Origin of the sequence: Primorskyibacter marinus (assembly GCF_003313245.1) — a bacterium.
GTDB lineage: Bacteria > Pseudomonadota > Alphaproteobacteria > Rhodobacterales > Rhodobacteraceae > Primorskyibacter > Primorskyibacter marinus.
The window spans coordinates 1-22868 of record NZ_QJSD01000017.1; the positions used below are offsets into that span (position 1 = coordinate 1).

21 protein-coding genes and 3 tRNA genes are annotated in these 22868 nt (G+C 56.5%); 15 read left to right on the forward strand and 9 right to left on the reverse strand.

The features are described 5' to 3' along the window. Positions 1-81 precede the first annotated feature (81 nt). From DMZ65_RS15895 to DMZ65_RS15910, 4 genes are all read left to right on the forward strand, one after another. Positions 82-850 (forward strand): IS5 family transposase gene (locus DMZ65_RS15895; protein WP_114963763.1). Its coding sequence is split into 2 segments (ribosomal slippage): positions 82-404 and positions 403-850, totalling 771 coding nucleotides; the frame shifts between segments, so codons are not numbered across the junction. Next, positions 834-1775: a site-specific integrase gene (locus DMZ65_RS15900; RefSeq protein ID WP_116599856.1), complete on the forward strand. Its 942-nt coding sequence runs from the start codon at positions 834-836 to the stop codon at positions 1773-1775. The genes DMZ65_RS15895 and DMZ65_RS15900 overlap by 17 nt, the downstream gene beginning before the upstream one ends. A 376-nt stretch (positions 1776-2151) precedes the next feature. Next, positions 2152-3483 (forward strand): hypothetical protein, encoded by a 1332-nt coding sequence (locus DMZ65_RS15905; RefSeq protein WP_116599857.1) that lies wholly within the window; start codon positions 2152-2154, stop codon positions 3481-3483. Positions 3484-3879: 396 nt separating this feature from the next. Continuing rightward, positions 3880-4245 (forward strand): hypothetical protein, encoded by a 366-nt coding sequence (locus DMZ65_RS15910; protein ID WP_116599858.1) that lies wholly within the window; start codon positions 3880-3882, stop codon positions 4243-4245. Between the two features lie 315 nt (positions 4246-4560). Here the strand turns inward: DMZ65_RS15910 and DMZ65_RS15915 are convergent, their stop codons facing one another. Both DMZ65_RS15915 and DMZ65_RS15920 read right to left on the reverse strand, forming a co-directional pair. Continuing rightward, positions 4561-6915: a P-loop ATPase, Sll1717 family gene (locus DMZ65_RS15915; RefSeq protein WP_157960656.1), complete on the reverse strand. Its 2355-nt coding sequence runs from the start codon at positions 6913-6915 to the stop codon at positions 4561-4563. A gap of 263 nt (positions 6916-7178) precedes the next feature. Next, a complete protein-coding gene (locus DMZ65_RS15920; RefSeq protein ID WP_116599860.1) occupies positions 7179-7595 on the reverse strand; it encodes a hypothetical protein in 417 nt (138 codons plus the stop codon). A 496-nt stretch (positions 7596-8091) separates the two neighbouring features. On the opposite strand from DMZ65_RS15920, the gene DMZ65_RS15925 reads away from it, so the two are divergent. After that, a complete protein-coding gene (locus tag DMZ65_RS15925; protein ID WP_116599861.1) occupies positions 8092-8643 on the forward strand; it encodes a recombinase family protein in 552 nt (183 codons plus the stop codon). A gap of 167 nt (positions 8644-8810) precedes the next feature. Here the strand turns inward: DMZ65_RS15925 and DMZ65_RS15930 are convergent. Next, positions 8811-8900, reverse strand: a tRNA-Ser gene (locus DMZ65_RS15930). Positions 8901-9198: 298 nt separating this feature from the next. On the opposite strand from DMZ65_RS15930, the gene DMZ65_RS15935 reads away from it, so the two are divergent. From DMZ65_RS15935 to DMZ65_RS15960, 6 genes are all read left to right on the forward strand, one after another. Beyond that, positions 9199-10368 (forward strand): D-alanyl-D-alanine carboxypeptidase family protein, encoded by a 1170-nt coding sequence (locus DMZ65_RS15935; RefSeq protein WP_116599862.1) that lies wholly within the window; start codon positions 9199-9201, stop codon positions 10366-10368. Beyond that, complete coding sequence (gene tmk, locus DMZ65_RS15940; RefSeq protein ID WP_116599863.1) at positions 10365-10991, forward strand: dTMP kinase; 627 nt, start codon at positions 10365-10367, stop codon at positions 10989-10991. The genes DMZ65_RS15935 and tmk overlap by 4 nt, the downstream gene beginning before the upstream one ends. After that, complete coding sequence (locus tag DMZ65_RS15945) at positions 10988-12148, forward strand: DNA polymerase III subunit delta' (RefSeq protein WP_116599864.1); 1161 nt, start codon at positions 10988-10990, stop codon at positions 12146-12148. The genes tmk and DMZ65_RS15945 overlap by 4 nt, the downstream gene beginning before the upstream one ends. A 2-nt stretch (positions 12149-12150) precedes the next feature. Continuing rightward, positions 12151-12957: a TatD family hydrolase gene (locus DMZ65_RS15950; RefSeq protein WP_116599904.1), complete on the forward strand. Its 807-nt coding sequence runs from the start codon at positions 12151-12153 to the stop codon at positions 12955-12957. Beyond that, positions 12954-13754 (forward strand): MBL fold metallo-hydrolase, encoded by an 801-nt coding sequence (locus DMZ65_RS15955; protein ID WP_116599865.1) that lies wholly within the window; start codon positions 12954-12956, stop codon positions 13752-13754. Before DMZ65_RS15950 ends, DMZ65_RS15955 begins: the two co-directional genes overlap by 4 nt. 82 nt (positions 13755-13836) lie before the next feature. Next, positions 13837-14772: an AEC family transporter gene (locus tag DMZ65_RS15960; RefSeq protein ID WP_116599866.1), complete on the forward strand. Its 936-nt coding sequence runs from the start codon at positions 13837-13839 to the stop codon at positions 14770-14772. 129 nt (positions 14773-14901) lie between these two features. Here DMZ65_RS15960 and DMZ65_RS15965 read toward each other — a convergent pair whose 3' ends face one another. The 4 genes from DMZ65_RS15965 to DMZ65_RS15980 are packed head-to-tail and all read right to left on the reverse strand — an operon-like array spanning position 14902 to position 19144. Continuing rightward, positions 14902-16110: a beta-ketoacyl-[acyl-carrier-protein] synthase family protein gene (locus DMZ65_RS15965; protein ID WP_116599867.1), complete on the reverse strand. Its 1209-nt coding sequence runs from the start codon at positions 16108-16110 to the stop codon at positions 14902-14904. After that, positions 16107-16367 carry an acyl carrier protein gene (locus DMZ65_RS15970; RefSeq protein WP_084354399.1) on the reverse strand — a complete coding sequence of 87 codons (261 nt, stop codon included), beginning with the start codon at positions 16365-16367 and terminating at the stop codon, positions 16107-16109. The genes DMZ65_RS15965 and DMZ65_RS15970 overlap by 4 nt, the downstream gene beginning before the upstream one ends. 35 nt (positions 16368-16402) lie before the next feature. After that, on the reverse strand, positions 16403-17494 hold the full coding sequence (locus DMZ65_RS15975; protein WP_116599868.1) for a UDP-3-O-(3-hydroxymyristoyl)glucosamine N-acyltransferase: 1092 nt from the start codon (positions 17492-17494) through the stop codon (positions 16403-16405). A gap of 30 nt (positions 17495-17524) precedes the next feature. Further along, positions 17525-19144, reverse strand: coding sequence for a L,D-transpeptidase family protein (locus DMZ65_RS15980; protein WP_116599869.1), 1620 nt, complete (start codon positions 19142-19144; stop codon positions 17525-17527). Between the two features lie 319 nt (positions 19145-19463). Here DMZ65_RS15980 and mepK point away from each other — a divergent pair, with 319 nt between their 5' ends. Beyond that, on the forward strand, positions 19464-20033 hold the full coding sequence (mepK, locus tag DMZ65_RS15985; RefSeq protein WP_116599870.1) for a peptidoglycan L,D-endopeptidase MepK: 570 nt from the start codon (positions 19464-19466) through the stop codon (positions 20031-20033). Positions 20034-20248: 215 nt separating this feature from the next. On the opposite strand, the gene DMZ65_RS15990 is transcribed toward mepK, so the two are convergent. Both DMZ65_RS15990 and DMZ65_RS15995 read right to left on the reverse strand, forming a co-directional pair. Continuing rightward, a tRNA-Asp gene (locus DMZ65_RS15990) sits at positions 20249-20325 on the reverse strand. A 68-nt stretch (positions 20326-20393) separates the two neighbouring features. Next, positions 20394-20470: transfer RNA gene (locus tag DMZ65_RS15995), tRNA-Asp, on the reverse strand. Positions 20471-20762: 292 nt separating this feature from the next. Here DMZ65_RS15995 and DMZ65_RS16000 point away from each other — a divergent pair. The 3 genes from DMZ65_RS16000 to DMZ65_RS16005 all read left to right on the forward strand — a co-directional run bounded on the left by DMZ65_RS16000 (position 20763) and on the right by DMZ65_RS16005 (position 22865). Further along, on the forward strand, positions 20763-21413 hold the full coding sequence (locus tag DMZ65_RS16000) for a hypothetical protein (protein ID WP_232825035.1): 651 nt from the start codon (positions 20763-20765) through the stop codon (positions 21411-21413). After that, positions 21392-21607, forward strand: coding sequence for a LytTR family DNA-binding domain-containing protein (locus DMZ65_RS20160; protein WP_369122636.1), 216 nt, complete (start codon positions 21392-21394; stop codon positions 21605-21607). Before DMZ65_RS16000 ends, DMZ65_RS20160 begins: the two co-directional genes overlap by 22 nt. Positions 21608-21908: 301 nt before the next feature. Then, complete coding sequence (locus DMZ65_RS16005) at positions 21909-22865, forward strand: efflux RND transporter periplasmic adaptor subunit (protein WP_232825036.1); 957 nt, start codon at positions 21909-21911, stop codon at positions 22863-22865. The last annotated feature ends 3 nt before the right edge of the window (positions 22866-22868 follow it).

Below are 22868 nucleotides of genomic sequence, written 5' to 3' on the forward strand. Positions count from 1 at the left end.
TAGGCAGCACACCCATTAATTCTTGTTTAGGAGCATAAGTTTGTGATTCATTTCGTCTAAACAACGGGCGGGAGGATGGAAGTGGCACGATCAGACATGAGCGATCTGGAATGGGAATTCATCAAAGCTGTCTTACCTAACAAAACGCGCGGCAAGAAGCGGGTGGATGACCGCCGCGTGATCAACGGTATTTTCTACGTCCTGCGCACCGGCATCCCTTGGGCCGATCTGCCCAGCGAATATGGCCCACCGACAACGGTCTATAATCGCTTCAACCGGTGGAGCTATGCGGGCCACTGGGACCGGATCATGGACGCCATCGCCGACGCGCATAACGTGGACACAGTGATGGTCGACGGGACCAGCGTGCGCGCGCATCATTCCGCCACGACTCTCAAAAAAAGACCCGCGCCGCTGTTTAGGTCGCTCACGGGGCGGATTAGGAACGAAAATACATGCACTTACCAATCAGGATGGGCTGCCGATCCGATATGAATTGACACCCGGCCAAGCTCATGACGCGCCGCCGTGCAAGGCGCTACTGGACAATTTGCAACCTGGCCAACATGTGCTCGCGGACAAAGCATATGACGCAGACTGGATCAGAGACTTGATCTGGGAACAGGGCGCTATCGACGTGATCCCTCCCAAGGCCAACCGCAAACTACCCGCCGAATTTGATGCTGCAATCTACCGGGAACGCAACAAAATCGAGCGTTTCTTTGGCAGGCTGAAAGCCTCGTTCCGCCGTATCGCAACCCGATACGAGAAGACGTCACGCAATTTCCTGTCGATGATCAAATTGGCATCGGTCAGGCTGTGGATCGAGTTTTATGAGTCGGCTGCCTAATGAAGAAGCAGAAAAACGCTTTGTTGCTTTTGTCACCGGGAAAACGATCCGCACGAATGAAAAGCTGGACGCTTGGATTTCAACGTTAACTGGACAGAAGCAAAAGACCTTAGACATGAAACGGTCTGACGTGGCCCGGTTTGCCAAGCGCTTTCCCTACAGCAGTGATGTAACAAGAAAAGGTAGCCGACTGTGGGTCGATCAACTCCAACAGAGTGAAGGGCTGTCGGCTGCAACTGTTCGGCGTATCATTTCCGCTTGCAAAGGCTACTGGGAATATCTCCAGACCCTTCAAATCGTGGCCGACGAAATTGACCCCTTCGCCGGAGTAAGTCCGACCAAGAAGCAGGCGACAAGGAACTCTGCCCACACGAGAAGAGCGCCGTTTACCGCTGCACAGGCAGTACGCACTTGGAGGGCAGCTTACGATAAGGGTGACACTCAATTAGGTGATCTGATCTGGTGTGCAATGTGGACTGGATGCCGCATCGAAGAACTGTGCTCTCTGAAATTGGGTGATATTTCGGATGATCGTTTTCAGATAAGGGATGGCAAGACCAATGCCGGATGGCGCGAAATTCCAATACATCCACAGCTATCTGATGCCTTCAAGCGCTTAAGTAGCCAAGGGGGCGACAACTTTCTTCTTTCGGATCTACCAAGCAATAAATATGGCAATCGTTCTGACGCCATAGGTAAGCGGTTTGGACGGTTGAAGACTTCGCTGGGGTTCGGCCCGCAACTGGTGTTCCACAGCATCAGAAAAACTGTCGTGACTCAGCTTGAGCAAGCAGGTGCACCAGAAAACGTGGTTGCCGATATTGTAGGACATGAAAAAAAGACCATGACCTACGGTCTCTATTCCGGTGGTTCTAGCTTTGAAAACAAGCGGACAACGATCTTGAAGTTGTCCTATCCTGTTTAATGCTACCGGCTACTGACAAGGTTTGTACTCCATAGGATGAAGGGAACGTTCTGCTTCTGCCTTACCTTGGGTCAGTCGGAGCAAACGAAATTCCGCTTTACCTAAACAGGTAACTCCCTGCCCAACCGGCTTTGAAGAGCGGGACCAAGTCTCAATGCCTTCTGTGAGCCAATATGCGAAGGGCTGAGGTGGGGTCTTTTATCTTGATGAAGTGACCCTGCCAAACATCTGCAATCGAACTACAGCCAAGCGGAAATCCTGCCTTTCGGATCCAAGGGTTTCTAACACTGACACTCCAAAAACCAATCAACCCACAAGGGCAGTCTCCACATCTGGGGCTGCCTTTTTCTGTTTTCGTACAAGGAGAAAGAGACACATGCCGTTTGACCAAAGCAACCACGACATGGGAAAGGTCTTAAGAAAAGCCGGAAAAGCCCACTTGTCTTGGACCGTGATATCTGAGGAAGCCGAACAGTTCGTTCAGGACCTCTTCGATCTGACCCAAAGCCATGAGATGGTAAAGGGCAACAGGAAGAGACCAAGAAACAGGGATCAAATCAAGATCTTCAAAGCCTGTCTTGCCACATGGGCTGCTGCCTTGATCCGCCACAGTCAAAATGCAGATGCACAGGGATATCTCTTCAGCCCAAGTTGTCAGGATAACACCAAAGGGACCTGCATGACTGACCGAGGGTTCCGAAGCATCTGTGAAACTTGGAGGGATCTGGGCCTTCACCAAGACCGGAAAGCATTTCAACAAGCCGAAGTTTTCGAAGGTGACAAGATCAAAGGCAAGCGCTGGGCGAAAAGATACCGAGCAACACCCAAACTTCTGGACATGGCCGCAATTTACAGCATTCACCCAGACACCTTGGATCAGCATTTCTGTACCAATCTGGAACGCTTCAAACCTCTCAGGCTCAGAGCAAGAAGGTCCGGTTGGGGTGAACGCCAAAAGGGTAAGATCATGGCGTTTCCCAACACGGCCAAGGTACAAAAGCTGTCCGAAGAAATCCGGCAGTTCAACGCGTACTTGGCAGCGCAGGAATTCGAAGGGATGCCCCAACCCCTGCTATCGCGATGCTTCAACAATGGCGATGATACGGATTTCCGCTGGAACAAGGGTGGGAGGTTTTATGCCAACGGTTCGAACAATTACCAGAGCATGAAATCGGCGGGGCGGAGGAAGATCACCATAAACGGTCAGGCCACAGTAGAACTTGACGTAAGGGCAAGCCACCTCACTTTGGCCTACGGATTGCTGCGTGAGTATCTGGATGTGGATCAAGACCCCTACATCATGCCGGGTCTGGATAGATGGTTGGCGAAGAAGGTGGTGGTGGCCTTTTTGGGGAGTGGCAAGCCGCTGGCAAGGTGGCCCAGAGGCACCAAAGCAGACTATGAGGCCGAAACCGGCAAGCCCTTTCCAGATTTAACGGGCATAGAGGCCAACCAAATCGTGCTGAAGCATCACCCTTGCCTTGCACGGCTTTCCAATGCTGCTTTGGATTGGTCCAAGCTACAGTTCAAAGAATCCGAAGCCCTCTTTCGGGCGATGCGCATCCTGAGAGATAATCTGGATACACCTTCCTTGCCAGTTCACGACAGTCTGATTGTTCCTGCAAACAAAGCGTCAGAGGCAACCGAGATCTTGGAGCAAGCATTCTGGTATCAGTGCGGAATCTATCCCAGAATCGAAGAAAAATAGCAGAACAGGCCAACTGCTTATTCTGACACGACCTGAACAGGGCTGATTTCCTGCTTGGGTATCAGACACGTAGGAATATCAATCATAAGGAGTTCTGCTATAGGTAAATACCTTGGGGCTTAGGGTTATCCTAGGGAGTATTCTTATGCTTTATAGAGATAAATCATCTCATCTTGGTAGTCCCTTCAGTGGGTCCTCAGTGGGTCTTTGGTTATATCAAACCTTCCCTGAAGCATTACCTTGTACGCTAGGATTCTTTCCCTTTGTCGGTCCAGATCACTCCTGAGCGTCAGCATCCCCAAAACAACCAGCACACAATTCAATCAACAACCAAAACCGCAATCTAGGCCGGGGAATCTTCTCTCCGGTCTTTTTTACATTCAACAGGAGACCAATATGAACCAGATCACCCCTAAGAGCCAATACACCGAGGGCACAGAGCCATCCCAGCACTTCACGACCCGACACCCCCGAAAAGCCAAAGCCCCCACTCAGCCCACAAGAAAATGGACTACCGAATGGCATGGGTTAGAAGACGCCCAAGGCATCCTAGCCCAACACGGCAGGATCAGGGTTCAACTCTGGCCGGACCAATGGGTCATTGCAGTCAGGAAAAGCAACCGGGACAAATGGGATGCAGTGTCCTTCCATCGGAAATGCCGTGGGGTGCTGGAGGTGCTGAAAGAAAAGCAGAACACGACGAAGGTTGAGCAGTTGGCGGAGGACTATGAGACGGTCAGACAGGCCTTGATGCGTCTGTAGAGCCGATGTACAGGGGTTGAGTGGGGCTGAGAGATTGTTCTAGGAAGCCCCTCCCATCCATCACTCGCAAGCACTCAGCCCCTGAAAAAGTCCTTAGGACATAGGCTTTCCTACCCACAAGAAAGGGCGGAGAGCCAACCTTCGCTACATGCGCGAAAAGACCAGCAACAAAGATGGAAACGGACGTTCCAAATCAGCGAGCGCAGCTACAACAAAAAATTCAGGTGTCCATTCTAGGGTAGGTTTGTTTCGGCTCAAAAAGCTGGGCCTACATTCAACGGATAACCCTAGGAGACCAATATGTAATGGAATTTTCTAATTTAGAGCAAAAGATGACTGCTTTTCGATCAGTTGATCTTTTGTTTCAAGAGCAGGGGCGAACGCGGGATTCAACACGAAATTCGCCTCCGCGCCAAGACGTTTCACCCTAATAAGTATTTGTTTCAAGTCATACCCAACATCAAAAATATACTGATCCTTATCGTCCAAATGTAGGCCAATAACCCCATGGTAAAGCAAGAAGTCTCGTAAAGTTTCTTGTCTATTTTCCGGAATGGCCGCCTCTGACATGACTCTATAAAGTCGATCCAAAGTGACGACGGATGGGCTGTCGATAAAATAGTAGAGCAGGTCCTGTGCATCTGGGAAAACGTCGCTCAACTCTCTATCCAATTCAACGAGCAAATCCTGCGAATAGGCCTTTAGCCCCTTGTAGAAATCTTCTTGGTCGATTTTCTCTTTCCGAAAATTCACAGCAAATGCCCGAGCGTGACCAAATAACTTTAGTACATTTCGAGGCCTCATAAGTGATCGATCAATGATAAAACTAGAGGTTTCTTCGCCAAAGACGTGAGATTCCGAAATCCCTGCCCAAATATCATGGAAGCTGGCCTCTTCAAACTCTTCGCCCAAGCTTGAAATCAATCTTAGTCGCAACAATTCTCTTAGTAAATCGGCGTCACTCCAATCAAGAGTCGCCCGCATTTCCTTCCCATAGTCTGGTGAATTTGCCATCAAATGCTGATAAACATCGTTCCTAACAAACACGATGCATCGGAACGTGTGGCCCCGTCTTTGCATATCTCGTTCAACCTTCCGGCTGGCGTCAATCAAACACCTAAGCGTAGTCGCATCGGTCCTATCCACCCCAATTGTGGACCAACTCTTGTCCAAGTTGTCGAATAGAACTAGAACGTTGTGTTTGTGTTCCAAATACTGCGACAAGACTTCTTTGAGTGATTTCAGATCATGGGAGTAAAGCAACTCGGTCAGATTTTGCCCGGTGATTTTGGTCGCATTCTCGTGAACCTTAGAAGAGTAATTTTCAGACAAACGTTGGGAAAGCTGCATAATACGCTCGGAAAAATCCCCTTCTGCAATCCCCTCGCTGCCTGCATAAATGCCCTCTAGCTTCTCGTATAGATCATGGATGTTGTGGTTGAACCTATGAGTATTTCGATCCTTTTCGAGAAGTTTGTGGGTGACTTCCAAGAGGATTAGGTATTCCCAAAATGCAGTTATTAGATGCTGTTTTGACCCTTCCGCCAAATGCTCTAAGATCTCATCTTTAAGCTTGAGGAGTTGGTAACTTTCGGGCTTCAAGTCAACGACAATATTCCTCTTGTCTGCCCGGGTCGTATCCCGCAAACGAATGAAAAGTGCAGTTTTTCCAGCGCCCTTTCGTCCGACCACAAGATTGACCTCGCCTCTGGAGGCTCTGAGGTATTGATCTGTTTGCAGATAGTAGTTCTCCAGAGTTGTCATCTCATTCTCGGCTGTGGGATCTCCAACGGAAATCCGCCCTAGCAAGTTCGGGGCGATGATTGGGGGGGGCGATGACTCTTGGAGTTTAGCATTAATTTCGGGACAAAAAGCGGCAACAATATCCGCTATATCGTTCGGATCTTTATATGGTTTTGCCCTATCCCTAACGTCTACCGGAGTTTCCGCCATATACGGCGACAGAAGGAGGGATGGCTTATTCATTCCATCGGCTAGACCGGCTATGAATAGTGCACGAACTGTCTGCTCGACATTATCAACATCCAGCATCGAAATTACGCCAGCCGATTGAGCCACTTGCGCAATAGCGTCAGTTGCAGAAAGTCGCACATCCTCTGTCGACGAGAATGATCTGTAACGGTACCGCGCTTTCTTTACGCGGCTAATTAAATGTGTAGAAGCTGCAGACTTTTCATTGTTAGGCATTACATAAACAGGAGCCTTGCTGTTAACTGTAACTTCAAATGGTAAAGGATGGATGGAAACATGGCTGGTCAATCTATTGCGCAGATCATCCTCAGTCCGATAGCTTGAATACCCTATTGTATCGAAGATACCCACGGTCTTTGAGAGATCTCCGTCTCCTTCGTATGCGCTATTTCTGATCAGAAGGACCTTCTTCTTCCGACCGATTGCAAAGCCAATTTCGTAGACCACGTTCGGGTTCAAATAGGTAATGTCGGCAACAACGAAAGGGGATGCATCAATTCCTTCAAGAATGGGCGACAATATATGAGTTCCCGCAATGTCATTGTATTTCCAGGGTTCATATCGCGTGGGGCAAGCATCGACCGAATTTGCCTTGCTAATTCCGTTAAAAATAAGTTGGGATAGTTCTTTGTCTCGGCCAGTGTAGGCTACAAAAGCGGACGGCTTCGACGCGTTCATGATACGTGCTCATTTTATGTTTATCTTGGATACCAAGACCATGGCAAAGTTGAGTTCGTATGGCAAGCTATCAAAGGCAGAGTGCGCCAACTGGTGGGCCTCAGTGGAGCAGGATACGAAGCGAATGCCCTACATAACGTGTATTCGGACAGATTGTATACTGTCCAGATACTGCGAATTTCGGCAATACGGGCTGCGGATGCAGCATTCGGATGAGGGGCTGAGCGACCGCTGTGAACCGTTTGATTTACTGCCCGTCTTGCCTAACCCAGCCTATGCCATGCGTCCCTGAATCTGTCTTGGTCGTAGGCTTTAGGTTGCAACCAGTGCGATTTCAAACCTGTCTTGCTTTTCACTGGATCGCTGTGGAAACAGAGTTCCTTGACCTCATTCAACGACAAGATGAAACAAATGGGGTTGTCTTGCTTTGCATTGATCGTGATGATCCACCATTCGGAACGCAAGTTCTCTAAGTTTGCCCCTAAACCCACGGGAGCGCGTCTTGAAAGTCCTTTGCTCTGCACACCAAAAATGACGGATTCATCGTCGTTAGCACAGAATAGATCACTGCCCTTTGCGTTTCGGGCCGTTGGCATTACGTTCCAACCCTTGCGCGAGAGTTGCCAAGCAGCATAGTGCATCGCTGCATTACCGGTTGCTTGTGATGATTTTACGTCCATTTTGCTTCCAAGTTTCGATTGTACTACGTTTCGAGACTATAGAGTTCCATTCGAACGGCAATTAGCCAAGAGGCGACTCCGAAATTGACTGGAGACAACTATGAACGGCTATCTTGTGAAGCTGCGCCGCAGATTCGTGAACCAGTGGAAAGGTCCTTGGGCCCCTAGTCAGGCTTAGGTGCCCCTAGATTTCCCGGCCACTTGGCGTCTCCATGACTGCGGCCCATTCTCTACGTCGTCACCATTCTGAAAAACCCAAATAATAAAAACAGTAAAGCCCCCTCGTTTTTGAAATCACTTTGAAAACACCCCCGCCGCCTCTTCGGACCAGAAAAACCTACAACATCCCAACCCCTTACCCCTCTGCCAATAGACCTTGCCCGTGTGTCAGCCCTCCAATGTAGTGCGTTGGAAGGACAGTGAAGTCGGTTTCGGCTTTTGGCAGACACCCTGCCGCAAACCCTTACACATCATTGGCAGAGAAGGAGGCCGACAAATGCTGATCGGTTACGCAAGAACCTCAACCCTCGAGCAACTGGCAGGGCTGGAGGTACAACAGAAAGAACTAGAAGCGACGGGATGCGAGAAGATCTGGAGCGAGCAGACCAGTTCCGTGTCCAAGCGTGACAAGCTGGCTGAGGCTATGACCTTTTGTCGGCAAGGTGACGTGTTCGTCGTTACCAAGCTGGACAGGTTGGCTAGATCTGTTCGGCACCTTGGCGAGATCATAGAAGCGTTGGAGGCTCAGGGAGTCGGGCTGAGGGTCCTTAGCCTTGGTCTGGACACCACCACCGCCACGGGCAAGCTGATGCTCAACGTCCTTGGCTCAGTCGCTCAGTTCGAACGAGAGATGATGCTGGAACGACAGAAGGAAGGCATCGCTAAGGCGAAGGCTGAGGGCAAGTACAAAGGCAGGAAGCCCACGGCACGGCAAAAGAGCGACCAAGTGGTTGCCCTCTTAGCTGAGGGACAAAGCAAGAGAGGTGTCGCCCGTGAGTTGGGTATCTCGGAGAGGTCTGTGCATCGGATTGTCCAAAACAGAATCTAGCATCTCTTCATCACTCGCTGGGGCTACGTTCGATGGCCCTAGCGCAATAACCGGCCGACATGTGTGGTAATCGCCAGCCAACATGTGTGGTAAACATATGTGGTAAGATCGAAACTCACCGACCTATAATCATTTAAAATCAACAATTTAACGGCAACTTATAAGGTTGGCGGAGGAGGTGGGATTCGAACCCACGGTACGCTTTCACGCACGCCGGTTTTCAAGACCGGTGCATTCGACCACTCTGCCACTCCTCCGGCGCGTGGTGGAGTGTCGTCTAGACCGGTCTGAATGATTCTGAAAGCAAACTTTGCGGGCGGGTTTTTCCGCCGACAGCGCCGGGTGGACTTTCCATGCGCGGAATGACGCTGTAGGCTTTGGCCGTTGGCGCTTTCCCGCGCCTGTTGAGCATGGGACCGGCACAACCGGCGCGATCTCAAGGTCCGAGCAGGCAAAGGGTGACGCATGACAATATCTTGTGCAGCGGGCCTCTGGCGTGACCGATGCCGATGTGGCAATCAACTGCACTCGCAACTGACTGGAGAACGCGCCGCAATGCTGCCAAAACTCTGCCGATTGATCCCTGCCCTTGCCGCCGCAATGCTGTTTGCACTGCCTGCGGACGCATTCGACACCCGGGCCCGCGCGGCCTATGTGCTGGACCAGACCACCGGAACGGTGCTGCTGGCCAAGAATGCCGACCAACCCCTGCCGCCCGCGTCAATGTCCAAGCTGATGACGCTTTATATGGCGTTCGAAGCGATCCGCGACGGCAGGCTCAGCCTTGACGAACGCCTGCCCGTCTCCAGCCACGCCATGTCCTATGGCGGCTCGACCATGTTTCTGGACACCACGGACCGCGTCCGGGTCGAGGATCTGTTGCGCGGGATCATCGTCCTGTCGGGAAATGATGCCTGCGCGGTGATCGCCGAAGCGCTGAGCCCGGATGGCACGGAACGCGGCTTTGCCCGCCACATGACCCAGCGCGCGCGGCAAATGGGCATGACCAACTCGGTGTTCGCCAACTCCAACGGCTGGCCCGCGCCGGAACACAAGATGTCGATGCGTGACCTTGGTCTGCTGGCCACGCGGCTGATCGCCGATTTTCCGAAATTCTACCCGATGTTCGCGGAAGAACGGTACGAGTTCGATGGCCGCGCGCCGCAGAACGTGCGCAACCGCAACCCGCTTCTGACTTTGGGGATCGGTGCAGACGGGCTGAAGACCGGCCACACGACAGAGGCCGGATACGGTCTGGTCGGGTCGGCAATCCAGGGCGACCGGCGCGTTGTCGTGGTGATTTCGGGGCTGGATACGGAGCGGTCTCGCGCCGAAGAGGCCGAGGCGATCATCAACTGGGCCTTTCGGCAATTCGCCAGCAAGTCGGTTGCACGCGCCGGCACCGTGATCGCCGAAGCCGACGTCTGGATGGGCGATACGGCCAAGGTCGGCCTGACCGTGGCCGAGGATCTTGATCTGCTTTTGCCGGTACTGGGCGGTGACGAGGTCAAGGGCGAGGTTGTCTATACAGGCCCGATCACCGCGCCTGTGCAGCAGGGACAGGAGCTTGCCGAACTGATCATCAAACCCGAAGGCCTGCCGGAACATCGGCTGTCCCTTGTGGCGGATCGTGATGTGGCGCGCGGCGGCTTTGTCAACCGCATGATGACGGTCAGCCAGGTGTTGATCAAACGCCTGAACGAAGGTCCCGAGGGGGCGCTGTGACCCCTAAGGGCCTGTTCGTCAGTTTCGAGGGTATCGACGGATCCGGCAAATCGACACAGGCAAGACGCCTTGCCGAAACGCTCAACGCGCGGGGGCATGAAACAGTGCTGACGCGCGAACCCGGCGGCAGTCCGGGGGCCGAGGAAATCCGCGCGCTTGTTCTGCAAGGCGACCCTGACCGCTGGTCGGCAGAGACAGAACTGTTGCTGTTCACCGCGGCCCGCCGCGACCACCTGGAACGCACCATCCGTCCGGCACTGGACGCGCACCGCATTGTCATCTGCGACCGTTTTGCCGATTCCACCCGCATGTATCAGGGTCTCAGCCGTGGCGATCTGCGCGGTGCGGTGGACCAGTTGCACGACCTGATGATCGGGCAGGAACCGAATGTGACGATCCTGATCGACATGGACCCCGCCGCCGGTCTGGCCCGCGCGAAAGCGCGCCAGACCGCCGAGGAACGGTTCGAGGATTTTGGCGTGGCACTTCAGGAAGACATGCGCGCGGGCTTTCTGGCGCTGGCACAGGAATTTCCGGATCGCATCCGCGTCATTGACGGCAATCGCTCGGAAGAAGCGGTGGCACAGGACGTTCTGGATGCGGTAGAAACCTGTCTGCCATGAGTGACGACACCCTACCCGAATCCGATCGTGCCCCCGGCGCGCCCCACCCGCGCGAAACGCCCAAGGTGATCGGACAGGATGCGGCCAAAGCGGCCTTTCTTGAAGCTTTCAACAGCGGACGGCTACACCACGCATGGCTGATCACCGGGCCGCGCGGGGTTGGCAAGGCGACGCTTGCATGGACCATCGCGCGCTTTCTTCTGGCCACGCCGATGCCGCAATCCGAAGGGGGTGCGGGCCTGTTTGGCGACGCCCTGCCCGATGCCGCGCCGCAAACGCTCGACATTGGTCCCGAACATCCGGTCTCGCGGCGCATTCTGGCCATGTCCGAACCCGGTCTCTTTCTTCTGCGTCGCCCCTATGACGAAAAGTCGAAACGGCTCAAGACCCAGATCACCGTGGACGAGGTGCGGCGGCTCAAGGGGTTCTTCTCGCTCTCGGCGGTCGATGGCGGACGCCGCGTGGTGATTATCGACACGGCCGACGAGATGAACGTCTCTGCTGCAAACGCGGTTTTGAAACTGCTTGAGGAACCGCCCGCCGACACCACGCTTCTACTGATCAGCCATCAACCGTCGCACTTGCTGCCAACCATCCGTTCGCGGTGCCGCGAATTGCGGCTGGGCAGTCTGGACACGCAGGGCATGGCGCACGCCCTTGCGCTTGCCGGGATCGAGACGGAGACAGCCAACACCGCCGCCCTTGCCGAACTGTCCGCCGGCTCCGTGGGCGAGGCGATCCGGCTGGTCAACCTCAACGGGCTGGCGCTGTATGACGAGATCATCTCGCTTCTGGGCAGCCTGCCCGATCTTGACCGGACGCGCGCCATCCGTCTGGGCGAAAGCGCCGCTGGCCGCACCGCAGAGGATCGCTATGCGCTGATGCTGGGGCTGCTGGATCTGGCGCTTGCCCGTGTCGCACGCACCGGTGCCACCGGCCAGCCACCGGTGATCGAGGCTGCACCGAACGAGGCGGGCATCCTGACACGGCTGGCCCCCTCACCCCGTGCCGCCCGCGCTTGGGCCGAGAGCGCCCAGACCGTTGGCGCACGGCTGCGCCATGGTCGGGCGGTCAACCTTGACCCCGCCGCGCTGATCCTTGATACCCTGCTTAAACTACGCAGTACCGCCGCCGATCTGGCGCGGCAGCACGGATGACCATGACACAGATCCCACGCATCACCGACAGCCATTGCCATCTCGACTTTCCCGATTTCGACGAGGAACGCGACGCGGTCATTGCCCGTGCGCTGGAGGCAGGCGTTCACCGCATGGTGACAATCTGCACGCGGCTGCGGAACGAACCGCAGGTGCGCGCCATTGCCGAGGCGCACGCGCCGGTTTTCTACGCCGCTGGCACACACCCGATGAGCGCAGCGGAAGAGCCTCTTGCATCGCTCGACGACCTTGTCACCCTGTCCCAGCATCCCAAATTCGTCGGTATCGGCGAGACCGGGCTTGACTATCACTACACGTCGGAAAGCGCCGATGTTCAGAAAAAGTCCCTGCGCGTCCATATCGAGGCGGCGCAGGAAACCGGCCTTCCCCTTATCATCCACGCGCGCGCGGCGGACGATGACATGGCCCGCATCCTGACCGACACCTACCGAAATCAGCCCTATTCCTGCGTGATGCACTGCTTTTCCTCCAGCGCCGAACTGGCCAAGGCAGCGCTTGATCTGGGTTTCTACCTTTCGATGTCCGGCATTGCCGCTTTTCCCAAAAGCCAGGATTTGCGCGATATTTTCGCCGCCGCCCCGGTCGACCGTATCCTTGTCGAAACCGATAGCCCTTACCTCGCCCCCCCGCCCCATCGCGGGCGGCGAAACGAACCGGGCTATACCACCCACACCGCGCGCGTCGGCGCAGAGGTCTTCGGTCTAGACTATGCCGCGTTTGCCCAACAGACAGAGATGAATTTCGACCGCCTCTTTGCTAAGGCCGCCAGCGACCGGGCCGCGCCATGACCCGGGAACTTCGCTTCACCATCCTTGGCTGCGGATCCTCGGGCGGCGTGCCCCGCCTTGGCGGACAGTGGGGCGAATGCGACCCCGACGATCCCAGGAACACCCGCCGCCGCTGCTCTATGCTGGTCGAGCGCGAGACCCCGGACGGCACCACCCGCGTGCTGATCGACACCTCACCAGACCTCCGCCAGCAATTGCTGGACGCAGGTGTCGGCGAACTTGACGCAGTGGCCTACACGCATGGTCATGCCGACCATGTTCACGGCATCGACGATCTGCGGATGATCGTTTTCAACATTCGCAATCGCTTGCCGGTCTGGGCCGATGGCGACACGCAAAACGGCCTCTATTCACGGTTTGGCTATGCTTTTGTCCAGCCGAAAGACAGCCCCTACCCGCCAATCCTTGACATGCATACGATCAACGGTCCCTTTACTGTCGACGGCGCGGGCGGCCCGATTACCCTGACTCCGTTTCAGGTCAATCACGGCTCAATCGACGCTTTGGGCTTTCGCATTGAAAACCTCGCCTACCTGCCCGATGTCGCAGAAATGACCGATGAGGCCTGGACGCAGGTCGAAAACCTCGACTGCTGGGTGCTGGACGCGCTGCGCCGCAAGCCGCATCCGACCCATTCGCATCTTGCGCAATCGCTGGACTGGATCGCCCGTGCGGCGCCCCACCGTGCAGTCCTGACAAACATGCATAACGACCTCGACTATGCGACCATTGAAGCTGAAACCCCCGACCATATCACCCCCGCATTCGACGGTATGGTGATCCGCTACAAGCTGTGATCGGAAAGATGGTGCCGCATGTTTCGGCCCGCTGTGTTCTCTCAACAAGCTCCCCTTCGGCTTTCGAAATCAGACCACATCCATGCAGGCGCTGATCGACGTCATCCTGCCGGTCTTTCTGGTGATCGGAGCAGGCTATGCTGCGGTCTGGCGCGGCTGGTTCAGCAATGACGCCGTAGATGGATTGATGAAGTTCACCCAGAACTTTGCCCTTCCCTGCCTGCTGTTCCGCGCGATCTGGCAGCTTGACCTTGGCCAAAGCTTCGATATCGCCCTCTTGGGCAGCTTCTACGCTGGCGCGCTGGCCGGTTTCTGCGCTGGCTATCTTGGCGCGCGCTACCTGTTCGGCCGGGACATCGAAGATTCGATTGCCATCGGGTTCTGCGGCCTGTTTTCCAATTCGCTGATGCTGGGGCTGGCCATCACCGAACGCGCCTACGGGGCTTCGGCGCTGGAAGCCAACTATGCGATTGTCGCGGTGCACGCCCCGTTCTGCTACGCCGTCGGCATCACCGCGATGGAGGTCGCCCGCGCGCGTGGGCGGGGCGAAGGATTGGCACGGCTGCCAATGACCGTCGGCCGTGCCATGTTCAGCAACGCTCTTATTCTCGGGATCGCACTGGGGTTTGCGTTCAATCTGGGCGGCATCGGCCTGCCTGGTCCTGCGGCAGAGGCGATCGACATGATGGTCCGAACCGCCCTGCCCTGCGCGCTGTTCGGTCTGGGCGGCATCCTCTACCGCTATCGCCCCGAAGGCGACCTGCGCGTTATCGCCTTTGTCTGCGCGCTGTCGCTGATCCTGCATCCGGCCATTACTTACCTGCTGGGCCGCAGCACAGGCCTTACATCTGCGGAAATGCGCTCAGCCGTGCTGACCGCCAGCATGGCCCCCGGCGTCAATACCTACCTCTTTGCCAACATGTACGGACGGGCCAAACGCGTCGCCGCGTCTGCGGTGCTTATCTCAACCGCACTGTCCATCGTGACGATCTGGGGCTGGCTTCACCTGCTGCCATGACCTTGGCGCCGCGCTCTCGTAAATGCGTCACCTCACCTTTGGCCGCATCCCGAGGAAAAGGCCGCAAGGCCTTTGACGAGACATAAAGCGCGCCGAAGGCGCTCCGCCAGGTCAAGCCCGGCTATGCGATCAGATCCGGCGCAGCGCCAGAACCGCGTTGAACCCGCCAAACGCAAAAGCATTGGACAGCGCCACCTTGACATCGGCATCGCGCGCCTCATTCGGCACCACGTCCAGCGCGCATTCCGGGTCAGGTTCCTGATAGCCGATGGTGGGCGCAATCACCCCGTCGCGCAGCGCCATGATACAGGCCAACAGCTCCACCGCGCCGGTGCCACCAATCAGGTGGCCATGCATCGATTTCGTGGAAGAGATCATCAGCGTATCGGCATACGGTCCGAAGACATCCGCGACAGCCGCACATTCGGTCTTGTCATTCGCGGCCGTTCCGGTGCCATGCGCGTTGATATAGCCTACCTCGCTTCGCGACACCTGCGCATCCTCCAGCGCGCCCGCAATCGCGCGTGCGGCACCCTGCTTGGACGGCATCACGATATCGGCCGCGTCCGAACTCATCGCATAGCCGATCACTTCGGCCAGGATCTCGGCACCGCGGGCGCGTGCATGTTCATATTCCTCGAAGACAAAAACGCCTGCGCCCTCGCCCTGCACCATGCCGTTGCGATTGGCGCTGAAGGGCCGGCAGGCATCGCGGCTCATTACGCGCAACCCTTCCCAGGCCTTCACCCCGCCAAAGCACAGCATGGATTCCGATCCCCCCGTCACCATCGCCTTCGACATGCCCGACCGGACCATCTGAAACGCCTGCGCCATGGCATGGTTCGACGACGCACAGGCCGTGGACACCGTGTAGCTTGGCCCTTTCAGATTGTACTGCATGGAGACATGGCTGGCGGCGGCGTTGTTCATCAACTTTGGCACGACAAAGGGATGCACGCGGTTTTTTCCGTCCTCATAGACAGAACGGTAATTGTCATCCCAAGTAGACACGCCGCCCCCCGCCGTGCCCAGAATGACGCCCGCTGTCGCAGCCAGCTCGCCGGTAAATTCCAATCCGCATTGGGCGATTGCTTCAGCTGCGGCCACCAAGGTGAATTGCGTGAAGCGGTCATAGAGCGTCAGCTGCTGACGGTTGAAGACGTTTTCGGCCTCGAACTCGCGGACCTGACCACCGATGCGGACGGCCAGACGGTCCACATCCCGGATGTCCAATTCGCCAATACCGCAGCGCCCCTCGCGCATCGCTTCCAGCGTCGCGGGCACATCACCGCCCAACGCATTGATCGTTCCCGCGCCGGTTATGACGACACGTTTCACGGCTTTTGGTCTCGCACCAGCTTTTCGATTCCGGCGACGATGGTGCGCACGGTCGAGATATCGAATTCGCTTTCGGTCGGATTGTTGGCATTGAACGGTACCGAAATGTCGAACGCCTCTTCGATCGCAAAGATGCTTTCAACCAGCCCCAGACTGTCGATCCCCAGTTCCTCCAGCGTGCTGTCCATCGTCACGTCCGAAGGCTCCAGAACAGCCTGTTCGGCCACTATTTCGATCACTTTTTCCCTGATCTCCATGGCACCGCTCCTGTTGTCACGTTCTGTGCGAGGCTTTAGCCGTTCTGGTCGGGCTTTGAAACCGATTTCTGCAAAGCAGCGACGTCACGAAACAGCCGTGGCAACCGGCGCATGGCCTTGTAGATTTCGATGTGTTTCTGCATCTGAATGGCCGGATAACCCAGCATCACACGCCCCCCCGGCACATTGGCCAGCACCTTGGTGCCGCCACCGGTGATCACATGGTCCCCGATGAAAAGGTTATCACCAACACCGGTCTGTCCGCCCAGCACGACGTGATTGCCCAGTCGAGTGGACCCCGCCACACCAACCTGTGCGCATAACAGGCAATGGTCGCCGATCACAACATTATGGCCGATCTGCACAAGATTATCGAGCTTCGTGCCATTGCCCACCCGCGTATCGCGCACAGTGCCGCGGTCAATGCAGGAATTGGCACCTATTTCGCAATCGTCACCGATATTGACCGCGCCGAGCGAATGGATCCGCGCCCAGGGTTGCGCGGCAATCTCGCCCTGATCGCCCAGGGTGCCACGCGCGCGCTCCACAGCGGATTGTTCGGGCGTGACGAATGAAAACCCGTCGCCGCCGATTACCGCGCCTGACTGACAGATGAACCGCGCCCCGATGATAACGCGCGCCCCGATGCGAACCCCGTCGCGCAGCTCCGCACGTTCGCCCAGGACCGCGCTTTCGCCGATATGACATTGCGGGCCAATGACAGACCCCGCGCCGATTTGCACATTCCGTCCGATCACCGTGAACGGTCCCACGGATACATCGGTGCCCAGAACGGCGGTGTCGTCTATGCATGCCGTGGGGTGAATACCCTGCGCAAAACCCGGTCCGGGGTCCAGCATGCTGGACAGGCCCGAAAGCGCGTGGCGCGGCCGCGCCGCAAGAATGGCACCCTGAAGCCCCATTGCTTGCCAGTCCGCATCCTCCCACAGCATCGCGGCACGCGCTTGTCCTTTGCCAATATCCGCTGCGAAAACCGGCTTCATCGCAAGCGCCAGGTCTTCGGCGCGCGCATCGGCAGGTTCTGCAACAGCCGTTATCCGGATGCTCGCGTCACCTGCAACCTTCAGACCAAGCGCACCTGCTATCTCACCGATGGTGTGGCTCATCGCATCCTCCGGACCATTGCGCGGAGTGGTTTATCCCTGAACCGCCCGCAGGGCCACCCCTGCATTGCGCAGCGCCCCCCAGATCCGGGCATCACGGCCATAGACATCACGACGAAATTCCAACCCGCCCTTCGCCTTGGTGATCGCCGTCCGGTAGATCAAATGCACCGGCACCGGTTCGTCCAGCGTCACGCGCTGTTCCTTGCCGCCGTTCAGCCGGGAATGGAAAAGCCCCTGCGGATCCGAAGTCTGCTTGGCCAGCAACGCATAGGCAAATTCAAAGGGCTGTTGCAGGCGTATACACCCATGGCTGAACGCGCGCGATTCGCGATCGAACAGACTTTTTGACGGGGTGTCGTGCAAATAGATGTTGTATTTGTTCGGGAACATGAACTTCACCAGACCCAATGCATTGGTGGGACTCGGCGGTTGGCGCATCGAGAACGGGAAATTCCGGGCGTTGTAGGCCGAAAAATTCACCGAGCCACGGTTGATCCGTCGGCCATTCCGGTCGGTGATAATCAGATGGCTGACCGCATTGCGGTTGGATTTCAGCTTTGGCAAATATTCCTTGGTCACGATCGAGCGCGGGACGTACCAGCTTGGATTGATGACCATGAACTCCATCACGTCGGAAAATTCGGGGCTGCGCCGGTCGCCCTGATCGGCACCGATCACCGAACGCGTTTCAAAGGTCAGTTTGTCATCATCGTATATCTTGGCGGAAAAATCGGTGAGGTTAACCTTGATATGCCGTTCACCCAGGCCTTCGGGCAGGTTTAACCAGCGCTCACGTTCCATCGCCACAATGACAGAGGCCAGCCGGTCCTCGACGTCGCGATTTATCTCGGCCATTGTGACGGCCCCGGCCACACCATCGGCCGACAACCCGTTGTCCTGCTGAAATGATTGCACGGCCGCCTGCATCTGCCCATCAAAACCGGCCTGAGCCGTCCGGCCAAGATATCCCATCAATATCAACCTGTTGCGCAATGCAACCACCGCATTGCCCGTTTGACCGGGCTTCAAACTGTCAGCATTCACTTTTGGCCCCCAGCCGCCCTGTGCGAGCCGCATTTCTAGCACACGCTTCTCTTTCATCAGACGCGCATATTCGGGCGATTGCGGCGGCAAGGTTTTGAAAAACGCGGCGGGGCGGCTTGTTGTAAGGGCGGCAAGATAGGACGTTCCATTGCGCAGTGGAACAGTGCGCTTGATCTCACTGTCAATGCGCGAGGGGGTCAGAATCCCGCTCTGGATATCACGGGCGAATTGCAAAAAGACCTTGCTGAGTTCGACCTCGACGTGACCGCGGGCACGCGGATCGGTCGCCTCCTGCATCTTGGACTTCAGCATCGTCGCGTCATAACGGCCCGCAGGTAGCCCATGGGCGTTCGCCGTCACGACAGCATCCAGCAATGCCTGTCGTCGCGCCTTATCGTCAGAGGAGCTTCCGGTCCAGATCGGATCGAAATCGTTGGCCCGATAAAAGGCAGCGATATCAGTATCCTGCGCAGCAGCTTCGGCCACGGCCTGTTTGAACGCCGTTACCTGCGCCGTCGCGGCAAAAGGCCATGTCAATGCAAGCATGGTGACGACCGAGATGACCCGCAGGTGCAGTTTGAGATTGACCGACAAACGTTGGCTCATACGAACCCCCTTACAACAACTGATATCTCCATCTAAACGCATCTCGCCCAAATCTGCCCACAAGTCTATTCACAAACGGTAAACTTCTTCCCAAACAGATCTTCGTGGTGCAGCCCCGCACCTGTTTGCGGACACATTAGCCACATCTTTACCAATTTCAGCAAAAAGTTGCTCAAACCTCTTGATCCTTCGCAGGGACACCGAAAACGGCCTTGGTCGTCGAATCGGAATATGCAATAACTCCAGCGGGGATGTTACATCACGCCCGTGCAACGACACGGGCATCACGAAACCGAGCGACGGGACAGGCGCTAATAACATGACTGACATACGCACTCGCGGAGTATCGCGGCGGCACCTGCTTGGTGCATTCGCTGCAACCATGGTCACGGCGACACCAACCTTCAGCAACGCAGCCGGCTTTTTGCGCGGCGGTGGCGACATCCGACGGATCCGCATGTATTCCGGGCGAACCGGCGAACGGCTTGACATGATCTATTGGATCGAAGGTAACTATATCGCCGATGCCGTGAAAGAAGTTCACCACTTCATGCGCGACTGGCGCACGAATGACGTTAAGCAGATCGACTTGCGCACTATCGACATCATGGCAGCCGCGCATAACCTTATGGATGTCAGCGAGCCTTACATGCTGCTGTCCGGGTATCGCAGCCCCAAAACCAATGCGATGTTGCGCGCGCGCTCGTCGGGTGTTGCGAAAAATTCCTTGCATCTCAAGGGGCAGGCTGCGGATCTGCGACTGGGATCGCGCTCGGTGAACCAGATGGCAAGGGCGGCAACCGCCTGTCGTGCAGGTGGCGTCGGACGCTATTCGCGGTCCGATTTCGTGCATATGGATTGCGGTCCGGTCCGCAGCTGGGGCCGTTAGCGCGATCTTTGCAGAACAGACTTCTGCCCTTTCAGTTCTTCCGTCAAGGCGTCCTTCAGGGCGCCTTTTTTCGTCGGGCCACCCTGGGACCATCGGCGTGGTCTTCTGGCAGTCAAATGGCTGCGATTTCCTGAAAACGTCCATCATGCAGGATCAACCCGCCGCGGGCTTGCAAGTTCCCGAGATCCAACAAAAATTATGATTTCATATAGAAGTGGCGCGGTTGACGGGGCTCGAACCCGCGACCCCCGGCGTGACAGGCCGGTACTCTAACCATCTGAGCTACAACCGCGCATCTGTATCGGATCGCGAACACGACGTTCGACTGTGATCCTGACCCTGGTTCGAAATTGGCAGCGGTGGCGCGGTTGACGGGGCTCGAACCCGCGACCCCCGGCGTGACAGGCCGGTACTCTAACCATCTGAGCTACAACCGCCCGCTGCACACCCGAACCTTGGGCGTGAGCGGTCTTCTATGGCGCTGTCTGCCGACCGTCAAGCAGTTTCCGCAGCCTGCACGGCGCATTTTTTCCACTTCGCGGAAATGCGCCTTGCCGACCTCTTAATCCGACGCCTGCGCGAACAAAGCCAAGGCGCAGGCCGGGGGCAAAACAAAGTGACGCGAAATAGCGACAGTCCCCTGTAAACACAGGCCGTCAAGCATGGGAACCATTCGCGCCCACCGACAGAGACGATAGACTCAATTCGTATCGCCTCGATGGCTTGGATTTGGCGCGTGACAAAAAAATAGGCAATTTCGAACCGGATATACGTCTCGTCGATATTCTTGGCAGATCTGTCAACGTTCGGCTGGAAGATGTGCCTGATTATTTATTGCATCGTAAAACCTTGCTGTTTTACGCGCTGAGCATCGTCGTGTTGCTGGCAGCCGATCCGTCCAAAATCAGCGTCCATTATGCTTTTCCGGTCACTGCCGGCTATTGGGTAGCGGGCTTCGTTGTCTATCTTGCGCTCTATACTCCGGCACTGTTGGTTGTTGCTCTGCTGCAAACCAGCTTTCCACGTCTTCTTGTGCCGCTGCCGCTGCTCAGCATTCTGGTGCTGATACCGGCACTTTCTCTGACAACGGCGCTTGCCGATTCATTCACCGGGACAGATCTTCGCATCTTCGCTCCGAAAAGGTTCCTGCCACTATTTCTGACCGTTCAGGTGCTGGAAACGGTGTTCTCCCGCTATGTCCTGCCCGAGGTCATAAGGAAAACGCGGTCGGTGAAGATCCGTACGCTGGAGCGAAAGCCGCGCCACATTGCAGTTGGGCACCATCGCCTTCCGATAGATCGCTCCATCACGTTTGCGCACAGGAACATTTTATCCGCATCCAACTGCAAGACAGCCATATCCGGCACCGCGCCCGTCTGAGTGATCTGATTGCCCAGACCGCGCCAGAGGATGGCATTCAGCCGCATCGCTCCTGGTGGGTGTCGCGGAACGCCAAGCCGCGTCTGGATCGCGAAGGCAGTCGGCATGTCTTGGTGCTGGAGGACAAGACTGTGGTTCCGGTTGCGCGGACGCGCCTTCGCGACATTGAAGACTGGTTGGATCGCCGAAGTTGACGCTCCTGCCAAGGCGCACTGCCGGGCTGCAAGATCAGGCGTGAACAATTCCGTTCAAGACGCTTCCCCTTGCGATTGCGCGGCGAGAGTCCGACAATACCTGCTATCAAGTGCGGCTCGACACATCGCCAGTGAGGAACTGCGGCAAAATAACTGAACCGATCAGTTTGCATTTTTCCAACTTTGGCATATTTGTGCAGCGAATCGCGGAACCACACAAAAGGGACATGCCGTGCGCTTTTTTCTTCCATTTCTCGGAGTCCTCGCTCTGGCCGCCTCTTCGCTTACCGCACAAGAGGTGGTGAAACCCGTAAAATTGATAGAGCTACGTTCTGGCCCCGTCGTCCTGCAACGTCAGTTTTTCGGGCAAGTGCAGGCACGCCAGACCGTCGACCTAGCGTTTCAGGTGGGTGGACAGATTGTGGACTTGAACGCCGATGAAGGCAGCAAAAAGGCCAGCGGTGCCCTGATTGCCCGGCTTGATCTGGACGGGTACGAACGTGCCCTTGCGCAGGCCCAAGCGAATTACGACAAAGCCCAGCGAGATGCGGATCGCCTGAAATCGCTGCGTGGTCAGGCCGTATCAGAAGTGCAGGTCCGCGACGCTGAAACCCAGCTTCAGCTGGCCGATATCGCACTTGCCGGCGCGCAGGACAATCTGGAACATGCCACCCTGCACGCCCCTTTCGATGCCTTGGTGGCGCGACGGCTGGTGGCGAATTACACCACTGTGGCAGCCGGTACGCCGGTTGTGCGCCTGCATGACGTTTCGGAAATCCGCGTCGACATCGAAGTGCCGGAGGTCCTGTTCCGGCAGGCCGGGGCTGGCGGCGGTGTCACATTTGCGGCAGAGCTGCCCGGCGACGACACACGCTTTGCGCTCGCCATGCGCGAATTCGAAGCAGAGACATCTTCGGTCGGGCAGACCTACACGATCACCCTCGCCTTCACCGAAAACCCCGGAGACTACGTTCTTCCCGGCGCGTCGGTGACGGTCTACGCCTCGGCCGAAGGCACCCAACCCGACGGCATCATCCTGCCAGAAACAGCCCTGATCTATGACGCAGCGGGTGCCCCGTCGGTCATGGTGTTCGAGGATGGCAAGGTCCGAAATGCCCCGGTTGAGATCGAGTTGCAGGAAGACGGACAGCTCCACATGATCAGCGGCCCAAAGGACGGCACGCAGATCGTCCTGACCGGTGCTTCACAGCTTACGGATGGCCAGGCCGTTCGCCCCTTCACCCGCGTCGGAGAATAAGCC